At 67.8% G+C, this 10,610-nt stretch carries 13 protein-coding genes and 1 pseudogene; 11 read left to right on the top strand and 3 right to left on the bottom strand.

All coding sequences use genetic code 11. From position 1 onward, the window contains the following. Both OG447_RS32160 and OG447_RS32155 read right to left on the bottom strand, forming a co-directional pair. Window positions 1-183, bottom strand: a 183-nt coding sequence (locus OG447_RS32160) for a hypothetical protein (RefSeq protein WP_266941184.1), incomplete at its 3' end; no start/stop codon positions are given. After that, window positions 180-395 carry a hypothetical protein gene (locus tag OG447_RS32155; RefSeq protein WP_266941183.1) on the bottom strand — a complete coding sequence of 72 codons (216 nt, stop codon included), beginning with the start codon at window positions 393-395 and terminating at the stop codon, window positions 180-182. The genes OG447_RS32160 and OG447_RS32155, both read right to left, overlap by 4 nt. Between OG447_RS32155 and OG447_RS32395 the strand changes: the two are divergent. The 9 genes and pseudogenes from OG447_RS32395 to OG447_RS32115 form a co-directional block, all read left to right on the top strand. Next, window positions 351-647, top strand: a pseudogene (locus OG447_RS32395) (glycosyltransferase); the annotation flags it as partial. The gene OG447_RS32155 and the pseudogene OG447_RS32395 sit on opposite strands and share 45 nt — an antisense overlap. Window positions 648-736: 89 nt before the next feature. Then, window positions 737-1,393: a glycosyltransferase family 4 protein gene (locus OG447_RS32150; RefSeq protein WP_266941182.1), complete on the top strand. Its 657-nt coding sequence runs from the start codon at window positions 737-739 to the stop codon at window positions 1,391-1,393. A gap of 161 nt (window positions 1,394-1,554) precedes the next feature. Continuing rightward, entirely contained in the window at window positions 1,555-2,841 is a 1,287-nt protein-coding gene (locus OG447_RS32145) for a UDP-glucose/GDP-mannose dehydrogenase family protein (RefSeq protein WP_266941180.1), read from the top strand. 136 nt (window positions 2,842-2,977) lie between these two features. Next, window positions 2,978-3,813 (top strand): IS5 family transposase gene (locus OG447_RS32140; RefSeq protein ID WP_266941178.1). Its coding sequence is split into 2 segments (ribosomal slippage): window positions 2,978-3,347 and window positions 3,347-3,813, totalling 837 coding nucleotides; the frame shifts between segments, so codons are not numbered across the junction. 194 nt (window positions 3,814-4,007) lie between these two features. Beyond that, window positions 4,008-4,349, top strand: coding sequence for a hypothetical protein (locus OG447_RS32135; protein WP_323181897.1), 342 nt, complete (start codon window positions 4,008-4,010; stop codon window positions 4,347-4,349). Window positions 4,350-4,930: 581 nt separating this feature from the next. Beyond that, complete coding sequence (locus OG447_RS32130; RefSeq protein ID WP_266941177.1) at window positions 4,931-5,125, top strand: DUF1918 domain-containing protein; 195 nt, start codon at window positions 4,931-4,933, stop codon at window positions 5,123-5,125. Between the two features lie 216 nt (window positions 5,126-5,341). Then, window positions 5,342-5,890, top strand: coding sequence for a GNAT family N-acetyltransferase (locus OG447_RS32125; RefSeq protein WP_266941176.1), 549 nt, complete (start codon window positions 5,342-5,344; stop codon window positions 5,888-5,890). Window positions 5,891-7,713: 1,823 nt separating this feature from the next. Further along, the gene (locus tag OG447_RS32120) at window positions 7,714-7,881 is read left to right on the top strand and encodes a hypothetical protein (RefSeq protein ID WP_266941175.1); all 168 of its coding nucleotides are present in this window, start codon (window positions 7,714-7,716) and stop codon (window positions 7,879-7,881) included. Between the two features lie 159 nt (window positions 7,882-8,040). After that, on the top strand, window positions 8,041-8,502 hold the full coding sequence (locus OG447_RS32115) for a hypothetical protein (RefSeq protein WP_266941174.1): 462 nt from the start codon (window positions 8,041-8,043) through the stop codon (window positions 8,500-8,502). 130 nt (window positions 8,503-8,632) lie between these two features. Here the strand turns inward: OG447_RS32115 and OG447_RS32110 are convergent, their stop codons facing one another. Then, on the bottom strand, window positions 8,633-9,061 hold the full coding sequence (locus tag OG447_RS32110; protein WP_266941173.1) for a pyridoxamine 5'-phosphate oxidase family protein: 429 nt from the start codon (window positions 9,059-9,061) through the stop codon (window positions 8,633-8,635). A gap of 282 nt (window positions 9,062-9,343) precedes the next feature. On the opposite strand from OG447_RS32110, the gene OG447_RS32105 reads away from it, so the two are divergent. Continuing rightward, entirely contained in the window at window positions 9,344-9,751 is a 408-nt protein-coding gene (locus tag OG447_RS32105) for a hypothetical protein (RefSeq protein WP_266941172.1), read from the top strand. 340 nt (window positions 9,752-10,091) lie between these two features. Beyond that, window positions 10,092-10,337, top strand: a complete 246-nt coding sequence (locus OG447_RS32100) for a hypothetical protein (RefSeq protein ID WP_266941171.1) — start codon at window positions 10,092-10,094, stop codon at window positions 10,335-10,337. Window positions 10,338-10,610 lie beyond the last annotated feature (273 nt).

Raw genomic sequence — 10,610 nt, 5'->3', positions numbered from 1 at the left:
CAGCTGGTTGCCGTCCGCCAGGTCCCGCAGTGCGTTCTTGTTCCGGGTGTTCATCCGCAGCTGAGTCAGCCAGGCTCCGCCCGTTGCCGTTGCCGTTGCCGTTGCCGTGCCCGTTGCCGTGCCCGTTGCCGTGCCCGTGCCCGTTGCCGTGCCCGTGCCCGTGCCCGTGTTCGTGGTGGTCATGCTGCGGTCTCCTGCCGGTTGGCAAGCGCGTTGATCCAGTCGGCTCCGAGGCCGGCGCACAGCTCAGCCGGGAGGGTCAGGGTGGTGACGTACTCGGTGCGGGGGTCCCATGCCCGCCGGTACTCGTCGAAGGTCACCGGGTTGTCCGGCAGCCGGTGACGTGCCGGATGCCCTGTGCTTGGGGGCTGGTCGTGGGCGATGTCGACGCTCACGGTGTCCTCCCCGTACGGGCGGGTCCGGTGGAGCGGGAACGTGGCCAGTGCGGCAGCTGCATTGTCCAGGCCGTGGGCGACCAGCACGGGCCCGGCCGGCGGGCACGACCGGCGCCCCACTGGATGAACCGCCTACGCGCGTACGCCCGCGCCAGCGACCGGATCGTGGTCATCTCCGAACAGGACCGCGCCCTCGCCCAGTCGCTGGTGGAGATCCCCGACAGCCGGATCGACCTGGTGCCCAACGGCGTCGACACCGACCGCTTCACCCCGCCCGCGGCCTTCGTCGAGGCCGACCGCTACAAGACCCTCCACCGGTGGCTCGTCGACGATCCCCAGGGATGGCTCCCCGGCCAGGCCCCGGCACTATCCGCTACACCACCGCCGACGTCCGCCGCATGCTCCACGACGATCAGGGCCGCCGTCGCCCACTCCTGCTGTGGATGGGCCGCTTCCTCGCCTTCAAGCACCTCAACCTCCTCCTGCAGGCCATCGCCGCCCTGCGCGATCGCACCCCTGTACGCACCGCACTGCTGATCCTGGGAGGCCACCCCGGCGAATGGGAGGGAGACCACCCCCATACTCTCGCCCGCGACCTCCACATCACCGACGACGTCTACTTCGCCGGCTGGCGCCCCCACAGCGACCTCATCGACGGCCTGCACTGCGCAGACCTCCTCACCGCCCCATCCGTCGACGAGCCCTTCGGACTGATCTACCTCGAAGCGATGGCCTCCGGCACCCCCGTGATCGCCTCCGCCAGCGGCGGCCCCCTCGGCTACGTCACCACCAACGGCCCCCACGCGACCGGCTGGCTCCCCGCCCCCGGCGACCTCGCCGACCTCGTCACCACCATCGAGCAGGCACTCACCGACCCCGCAGAGCTCACCCGCCGCGGCGAGGCAGCCCGCCGGTTCGCCCTCGACCGCTACTCCTGGCGCTCTCTCACCCCCCGCTACCTCGACATCTACGACCGAGTCCTCGCCGCCCGGACCTGAATCACCTGAAGGCCCGGCCCACCTGCCCCGCCGGGTCGCCCCCCCGCGACGCGATTCCGGGCGTCCAAGCACAGCCGAGTAGGGTGGCGCCCGAGATCAGGGCGCCATCCGGGCAGATGAGATCAACCCGCCTGAACCCGTACGAAGAGAATGGACAGACCATGGCAGAGCGACGCATCGCGGTGTTCGGCGCCGGATACATCGGCCTGGTGACTGGCGCGTGTCTCGCCGAGCTGGGCCACCACGTCACCGTCCGGGACATCAACCCCGAACGCGTCCGCATCCTCAACGCCGGCGACGTCCCCATCCACGAACCCGGCCTCGGCGACATGATCGCCCGCAACAAGGAACGCCTCACCTTCACCCAGGACCTCACCGAGGCCGTCACCAGCGCCGAGATCGCCTACGTGTGCGTGGACACCCCGCCCTCCGCCTCCGGCGACGCCGACCTCTCGCGAGTCTTTGCCGTCGTCCGCTCCCTGGCCGACGCCCACGACCTGCGCGCCGTCGTCATGAAGTCCACCGTCCCCGTCGGCACCGGCGCCCGCGCCCGCGCCCTGCTCGACGAGATCGGGCTCTCCCACGTCGGCTACGTCTCCAACCCCGAGTTCACCGCCGAAGGCCGAGCCATCACCGACTTCATGGCCCCCGACCGCATCGTGATCGGACAGGACAACGACACCGCCGGCGCCCTGGTCGCCGCCCTACACACCGGCATCAACGCCCCCGTCGCCACGATGGACGTCAAGTCCGCCGAGATGGTCAAACTCGCCTCCAACGCCCTCCTCGCAACGAAGATCAGCTTTGCCAACGAGATCGCCACCCTCTGCGAGAACACCGGCGCCGACGTCACCGAGGTTCTCGGGGCCGTCGGCATGGACCACCGTCTCGGCGCCCACTTCCTGCGCCCGGGGATCGGCTGGGGCGGCTCCTGTTTCCCCAAGGACAGTGAGGCCTTGCGCCAGATGGCCTCCAACACCGGCTTCCACCCCCAGCTCCTCACCGCCGTCATTAACGTCAACAACATCCAAAAGCGCCGCGCGATTCAGCACCTCAAGGACGAGCTGGGCGACCTCGCAGGCAAGCACGTCACCCTCCTGGGCATGGCCTTCAAGCCGGGCACCGACGACATGCGCGAGGCACCCTCCACCGTGCTCGCCAGCCGCCTGCTCGCCGAAGGCGCACACGTACGCTCCTGGGACCCCCTCGCCCGCCCGGCCGCCGGGGAGCCGTGGGACTCCGTCACCCGCCTCCCGACCCCGCAGCAGGCACTCGCCGGTGCGGACGCCGCGGTGATTGTGACCGAGTGGCCCGAACTCGTCGAGATCGACTGGAAGGAGGCTCACAGCGCCATGCACACACCCGTCCTTTTCGACGGCCGCAACCTCCTCGACCCGACCCGCCTGCGCGAGATCGGATTCCGGTACACCTCCGTCGGCCGCCCCTGAGTACGAGCTGCGGAGGCGGGGCGCCAACGCACGAGGCACCTCGCCAGCCGGGGCTCGCGCGATGTGAGGGAGGGCCGGCCGCGGCGGCTGTAAGAGGTCCTAACAGAAGCTGTTGATCATGTGACTTTCGGTTCGGATGGTCGTTGGTCTGGCTGTGGGGAAACGTCAGTCGCGGCCATGGATCGTGTCGGATGAACTGTGGTCGCTCATCGAGCCGTTGCTGCCTGATCCGGCGCCGAAGCAGGTGGAGGGACGCCCTCGGGTGCCGGACCGGCAGGCCCTCTGCGGGATCCTGTTCGTGTTGCATACCGGGATTCAGTGGGAGTACCTGCCGCAGGAGCTGGGCTTTGGATCAGGCATGACCTGCTGGCGACGTCTGGCCGCGTGGAACGATGCCGGCGTCTGGGACCAACTGCACCTGGTGCTGCTGAAGAAGCTGCGGGTCGCGAAGAAGCTGGACTGGTCGAGGGCGGTGATCGACTCCTCCCACGTCAGGGCAGCTCGGCGGGGCCCAAAAGCGGTCCCAGCCCGGTCGACCGCGCACGTCCGGGCAGCAAGCACCACCTCATCGTCGACGGCCAGGGCATCCCACTCGCCGTCTCACTGACCGGCGGCAACCGCAACGACATCACCCAGCTGATACCCCTGCTGAAGAAGATCCCCTCTGTCGCAGGCCTGGTCGGACGGCCACGCAACCGACCCGACACCCTGCTCGGCGACCGTGGCTACGACCACGACAAATACCGCCGTCTCGTCTGGGCGCTGGGCGTCAAACCGGTGATCGCCCGCCGCGGTGTCCCGCACGGTTCCGGCCTCGGCATCCACCGGTGGGTCGTGGAGCGGACCATCGCATGGCTCCACGGCTTCCGCCGATTACGGATCCGATGGGAACGACGCGACGACATCCACGAAGCCTTCCTCGGACTCGCCACCTGCCTCATCACCCACCGACACGTCCAACGCCTTTGTTAGGACCTCTAATTCCCTGTCCGGCCAGAAGGGCGCTTCCGTAGGATCACGTCATGACTGCCGATGCCCCGCTCACCCGAGAGTCCTTCCGGCGCCTCCACCCGATCAGCACGCCCAGGCCGGTGCCTCAGCTGCCGGATCGTGTATGGACGGACGAAGACTGGGACCGGATCCGGTGCGGATATCGAGCTCGGGACATGGACGAGAAGTGGAACGTCTTCGCTGAAGAAGACGTCCTCTTCATGCACCGGAGCTGGACCGGTCATTGCGTCTATGCGGTGTCCTTCGCCCTCACGCCTGGTGGCGGGAGGAAGATCGCCTCTGCTCTGGTGGAAGCCGATGGCAAGCGCTACCGGAGCCCGGGCGATGACTACGAGTGCCTGATGCTGGAGCTGGTCATCAGCGCGATCGTCCTCGGTGAGCCCGCCGCTGACCTCCGGGCCGGCCTGTTGGAGTTGACTGCTCGGGCTTCGGGGAAGAGCGATCTTCCCGCGGGCGTGGTGCAGCACAGTGTCCTGGGGCTGCGCTCGGGATCGTAGGCTCCACAGCGTTCGTCCACGGATGCCCGGGCGCTGCCCTTCACGGAGGCCCCGACGGGGGGCAACCGTCGCGACGCTGGCCGTTGCCAGCGCACCGAGACCGCCCAACGGGCCCGGGCCAGCCAGGCCCAGGCCAAAGCCGAGGTCGCACGCCAGGCCCAGCAGTACGAGGACGAGCGCGCCTACCAGCCGCCCGCGCCGGACCAGAGCCGCGGCAGCGGTCTCGGGCGCTGACCCGGGGCCGGCGCTGGGGGCATCGGGTCGGTAGCTCCTCAGCCCTTGCGGGCCTGCGGTGCCCCGCCGGGCGCCTGACCACCGCTGGCGACCGCGGGACCGTGCCCGCTTTCAAACGGGAGGCGTGGCTGACGCCGGGGCGTGGCTCGGGTGGCCACTGACGGTGCTCGTCCGGCTCACCCGCCGCCTGGGCTGACTTTCGGTGGCACAGGTCCAGATCGCGATCCGCTTCCGTGGCGGACAGTGATACTCCGGTCGCTATCTGATTGGCTTGGGCGTGCAGCACTGCTCAGCGGCCGAAGGAGGCGCTGGGCTTCCCTGTCCCGCCCAGAGAGGAGCCAGCCGATATGCGAGCAAGTGTGGGCGACCGCCTTTTGGTTCACGGCCGCACGGTCGGTCAGCATGACCGATCGGCAGAGGTGGTTGAGGTGCTGGGCCCGGACGGTACGCCGCCCTACAGGGTGCGGTTCGAGGACGGGCACGAAACGCTCATGTCGCCTGGTCCTGACACAGTCGTCCGTCACCTGACGGAAGACGCCTGAGTCGACGCACAGGGGCCTGAGCCCCTGGCTCCCCGCGGTGCCAGTCTGCTGAACAGTCTTGCCAGATAACCCGCGCGCTCTACTGTCCTTTGACAGTGAAGTTAGTCGATAGGTGGGCGCTGACCTGCGGCGACTATGTTGAATGACAGGGCTCGATCAGATCTCTGGCCTGGGCCTTTCGGATCATGCTCACGGGTGTGCGATAGGTTGCCCGCCATGACTGAGCTCGGACCCGTCGCCTGGCCACCTGCCCCGATAAGGACCGAACGGCTCCTGCTTCGCGAGTCCGATGCCCGGGACCGTGCGGCGTTCATCGAACTGTTCGCCTCGCCGGAGGTGCACACCTACCTCGGTGGCCCTCGACCCCGTGACGAGCTCGAACGCGCGGTGCCTGAACTGCCCGGTCGGCGCTCTGGCCTTTTCGTGATCGATCTCGACGGAGCGATGATCGGCACGATCACGCTCGATCGGCGCGACGCGGAGCATCCGGGGCATGTCCGTCCGGACGCCGGGGAGGCCGAGCTCGGCTATATGTTCCTGCCGGAGGCGTGGGGATGCGGGTATGCCGCCGAGGCGTGCGCGGCGGCGCTCGGCTGGTTCGCCGACGCGCTTCCCGGCGAGCCGGTGGTGCTCTGCACCCAGACTGCCAACGACCGCTCGATGCGCCTCGCGGCGAAGCTGGGGTTCACCGAGGTGCAACGGTTCGAGGAGTGGGGCGCCGAGCAGTGGTTCGGCATGTGGTCTCCGGTCACGCCGTCTGGTTGAGCTCCCCCAGCGCGTCACCTCGTACGACTAGGTTCGCTGGCAAGAAAGCCGAAACGACTGGGTTCGCTGTCAAAGGCCTCGATTGGATGACAGCGGTCATCTACCTCCTCTCTCCCCGCGTCACTGGCTGTCCGTTGTCATCGAACCCAGTCGTCGTCTCATCGAAGGCAGGCGACTGGCGTCTCGTCTCATCCAACGCAGTCGTCGCAGGTCAGCGGCTCGACGTCTATCGCCGATCGGCGCGGCGGAGCTGGCACTTCCAGGAACAGGCTGTGTCACCCAATCCAGTCGCCGCAAAGCCAGGGCTTTGTCATCGCCGACTTGCAACCGACAGTTGATCACGGCCCGTATGGGTCTCACGTCCTACGGCCAGCAGCGCTTCAGCAGCCGACGCCACCTTGTCCGATTCAGCAGGAAATCCACCCGTATCTGTGGATGGTCGAGGATGATCGAGAGGGATCGGAGGTGGTGTCATCAAATCGAACCGCTGACCTGCGACGACTGCGTTGGTTGAGACAAAAGGCCAGTCGCCTGCCGTCGATGAGACGACGACTGGGTTGGATGACACTGGACAACTGGCCCCTCCGGTGACGTTTTGGGCCCGCGCGGCGAAACCCGCCCTTGCCGGGCCGGTCTGTCGGGTAGCGCTCCTCGCCTCCCTGGCTGCCGAGGGCGGGTACGTTCTGCGGCGGCAGGGGGGAAGCCTCGGCAACAGTGGTTCATCAAGTGGCCCCTTGAGGATCGGCCATGGACGTAGAATGGTGGCTGGCGCGCACACTGGGCCGGCCGGACCCGAGCCCTAGCGATTCCAATCAAAGCCGATCATGACTCTGGAGCCGTTCATTCCCAGCACTACGAAGCCGGATTCGGGTCGGCGAGACGTAGGCGGCGGGACACCACCGACTTCGTTGGGGTTGTCCGTGCCTACTTGGCTTATTGGCTCTGTCGTCCTCGTCCCTCTGGGACTGGTCACTTTTTGTGCGCTCTTCGCTGTGCTGCATCCGGACCCGAAGCGGGGGGCGCGGGCTGAGAAGGTGCTGAGTATGCTCCTTCCGTCCTTCAACCGGCTGTCGCGTTTCTGAAGCACACGGGCAGCCCGCAGTAGCCCCGTTTTAGCGGTTGTATGCGCTCTCTGAGCGCCGCACAGGTTCTCGCAGCAGCTCCGTCGCGAGACAACCTGATAGGCGCTCAGAGGGGTGGCTTCGTTCACTTCAACGGGCGGCGTTTGTTCAGCGGTCTGCGAGCCAGTCGGTGATCCACGTGCCCGCCGATGTTCACGAGAATTGGTTCTGGCACAGATCTTGGGGAGTCGTCGCGGAGCGTTACCCTGATGTTCGATTGCGAGGAGACGGGTTCGGGTAAGACCGCGTACGCCTTGTCGTCCAACGATCCGAATTGACGCTCCCTCAGGTATCTGCTGGCCGCTGCTGCTGTCGGTTGTGGACGGTGATGGTGCTGGTCATGGAGACTGATGCACCGTTCTGGGACTCGCTGGTGTTCGCCGGGATCGACGATGTGGATGTCGAGGCGGTCACGGCCGCGTTCGGCGTGGTCGAGGTGGTGGCGAGAGGCCGCGCGGCCGGCTCTGCCATTCCGGACTGCGGCCGCTTCTCAGACCGAGTCCACGATCGGTACGAGCGCAGGCTGAAGGACCTTCCGCTCGCTGAACTGGGGGACCGGCGAGGTTCCGCACCGGTACATCGGCCCGCCCACACGCAACCCGGCACACGGACGCTCCGAGTGCTTTCCGCCAGCCGGGGCCGCAGTCGCCAGCTCCAGCTTCGCCAGCGATGGGAAGGCGCCTCCCTTGGCGAGCGCGCATTTTGGAGCGCCCGGGTGAGCGGGCGAAGAGCGGCATCAGCTTCGATGCCCGGCCTCTCGGCCCCGACATAGCCCTGGAGGTCATGGTGGGTGAGCGCCAGGACCTGGCCCTGCACGATGACCACCTGACCGGTCTGACCCGACTCCTGCTGGGGAACTGGAGCGGCTGATGACGGCGCTCGACGAAGAAGGCCAGCCACCGCTGCCGCAGAGTCGCCCGGTACCCGCCATGGAGGCGTGACCCGCGGATGGCATTGCCCGTCCTGATGGAAACCTCACGCTTCCTCCCTCAGCAGGGCGTCGACGGCTAGAGGCTGGCGCTCACGTGGATGGGGTTCGACAAGGAGGAAGCGACGGCATCGCTCGAAGGCGTGATGCCGTGGCTCGCTCCGACGGAAAAGCTGGCCGTGGAGGCGCTGAAGAAACCTGGCTGGACCGGCCGCTGCTCCTTGGGCACCGACATCAAGGCGTACCTGTCCGACTCGGCTGCTTTCTACGCCGACTATGCCGACGAGCCGGGCGGACAGTCCTCCCTGGAGAGGAGGATCGCTGCGCTCCCGCCGCGGCAGGAGTGGAAAATGGAACTGGTGTGGACGCCGGATGAGGAGTCCGGCGACGACCACCACACGGCGTACGAGAAGGCCAGCGTGACGATCGGCCGGGTCCGCGGATCGACCTCGCCGAGCCCGTTGAGGGTGTGCGAGACCGTCGTAAGCGATATGCCGGCGACCCGGGGGCGACATCGGCGATCATGGGCTTGTGCCAGGAACAGGACGGTGGCCGGGACTTGAGCCGGGGCCGGAAGCGCGCATCCGCGCGGCACTCCTCGTGTGCTGAACGTACCGCTCCCCGCTGGTAGGGGTGGGCCGCACCATCTTCGCTGAGCGGCGCGGCAGGATCACTGTCGCGGGGCCCCCGGGCTCAGACGGCGCCCAGGTCAGCGGAGAACCAGTGTTCGGGGCGCATTCGGACAGTGATCTGACGGCCGACTTCGTTCGCCGCGCGTTCCAGGTATACCGCGGCGGACTCCGGGGGCAGGTAGCGCTCCACCATCGTCCGGTGTTCGTCGTCCGTGGTGGCCTCGGTGGAGACGATCGGGCCCTCGACGGAGACATAGCGGACGGTCGGGGTGACACGTTCGGCCAGCAGGGAGAATCGGCCCGTGTCGGCCATCAGCCGGGCCTTGACGGAATCAGCGAAGATCAGCACCCATGGCTCGCCCCCGGGCCGGTAGCCGTACCAGACCGGCACGACGAGCGGCGCCCGGTCCTTCTCGGGGCGGGCGACGGCCAGCGATCCGATGTGCGGTTCAGCGAGGAAGGCCTCGCGCTCCGCGGTCGACAGGGGCACGGCATCTCCACTTTCGTCGGCGGGTCAGGACCTCTTCGGCCCTTCCCCGCGAACGCCCGTCGCAATCCGGCGGAATCCGTCCGGCGCCAGGACCGGCTGTGGGACGCCCCTGAGATCCTCCGGTTCGACAACGGCAGCCGAGAGCTGGTCGGGGCACGACTCCACCGCCCGGAGGAGTCCGCCTCCGCCGAGGAAGTCGCCCGCCTTCCCCTCACTCCTGCTGTACGCCCGGGCGGGCTCCGTACCGACGAGGCCCGGGATTTCCGGCATGAGAGGTGCACGGTGCTGTGCCGCACCCCCGGGGACGCCGTGCTGACCTGTCTGCGCGACCTCGAAGTCCTGGACGAACCTCTGGAAGCCCGCATTGGCATCGCCCCCGATGTAGCGCTCCTCGTCCAGCACGGCGCCGTCGTCGGCAGGAGCCTCTCCGATCCCGCTCGCTATCTGACCACCGGGTACACCGACCCCGACCCCAGCACACCGGCCCCCGCCACCCGGCGGCTGCTCACCGAGTGCCTGGACCTGGTCACCACTCCCGTGGTGGAGGATGTGGCCGACGGTGAACCGGCCGCCCTCGCCCGCCTCCGGGCCGCTGACACAGCACTGCGCGCTCAGCGCGAGGACCGGCACCGGGCAGACGCCTTGCTCCAGCTGATCGCCACCTACGTGGAGGACTACGCGAACAGGTGACGCCGCCACTGGCATGCCGGTGACTTCGGAGGTGCTGCGCCTCGGGGTGCCAGGCCCGCAGGTGGACGGCACACGCTGGAGAGGGTGGCACTCTGAGGCCGCCCGAATAGCCTGCCGCCCAGGGCCCTCAGGCTCGTGATGGTATGGCGTGCGTTCTGACACGGATGGTTCTCAGCCAGCGGGCAGCCGAATTCAGTCAGAAGGGGAAGGTGAAATCAGCCATTCCGTTCCGTTCGGCACTATTCCCGGGGCTGGACTCCGGACCATTATTCGTCTCACGTAGGGTCAGTTTAATTAATGGCACGCCCAGTTCACATAAGGCCATCGCGGAGAGGCTGACATGTCGCGCGCCAGGGGGGCCTGGAACACCAAGGGCACGTGGGCGGCCGTCGTTGCGCTGGCCGCCACCCTGATCCTGACGGCCTACGCGATGCTCGGCGGCATCGAGGACACCGACGCAGATGCGCAGGCGCAAGCACCGGCGAAGGGCGGGGCAAGCCCGAGCTCAAGCGTGTCCGGTCCGGCGAGTCCGGAGGAGACGTACGTGACCCCGGATGACTGGACTGGCTCTATAGACGACAAGTGACTCCAGTCGGAAGGTGAGTTCTGACTCCACCTCGCGTGGGTGGAGTTCGTGTTGACGGGATTTGGCTCCAGTGGAGGGCTGGTCGTGGGAGCATCGGGGTGCTAGCGAGCGTGAGGGGACTTCAGTGCCCGGCTCCAAGGTCGAGTTGTATGCCGCGATCCGTCGTGATGCACGGGACGCGGGTCTGTCCGGTCGCGCGCTGGCGTTGAAGTACTCGGTGGGCCGGCGCACGGTCGCTCTCGCGCTGGAGTCGGCGTGGCCGACTGCCCGGAA

Origin of the sequence: Streptomyces sp. NBC_01408, from assembly GCF_026340255.1 — a bacterium.
In the GTDB taxonomy this organism is placed as follows: Bacteria; Actinomycetota; Actinomycetes; order Streptomycetales; family Streptomycetaceae; genus Streptomyces.
Note: the sequence above shows the minus strand (reverse complement) of the source record. Positions and strands in the feature narration are given on the sequence as shown.

Coding starts and splice junctions, on each gene's coding strand:
- OG447_RS32135 (WP_323181897.1), top strand. CDS start 4,008: ATGGACGAGAAGTGGAACGTCTTCGCTGAAGAAGACGTCCTCTTCATG.
- OG447_RS32115 (WP_266941174.1), top strand. CDS start 8,041: ATGGGGTTCGACAAGGAGGAAGCGACGGCATCGCTCGAAGGCGTGATG.
- OG447_RS32150 (WP_266941182.1), top strand. CDS start 737: ATGGCTCCCCGGCCAGGCCCCGGCACTATCCGCTACACCACCGCCGAC.
- OG447_RS32125 (WP_266941176.1), top strand. CDS start 5,342: ATGACTGAGCTCGGACCCGTCGCCTGGCCACCTGCCCCGATAAGGACC.
- OG447_RS32145 (WP_266941180.1), top strand. CDS start 1,555: ATGGCAGAGCGACGCATCGCGGTGTTCGGCGCCGGATACATCGGCCTG.
- OG447_RS32100 (WP_266941171.1), top strand. CDS start 10,092: ATGTCGCGCGCCAGGGGGGCCTGGAACACCAAGGGCACGTGGGCGGCC.
- OG447_RS32130 (WP_266941177.1), top strand. CDS start 4,931: ATGCGAGCAAGTGTGGGCGACCGCCTTTTGGTTCACGGCCGCACGGTC.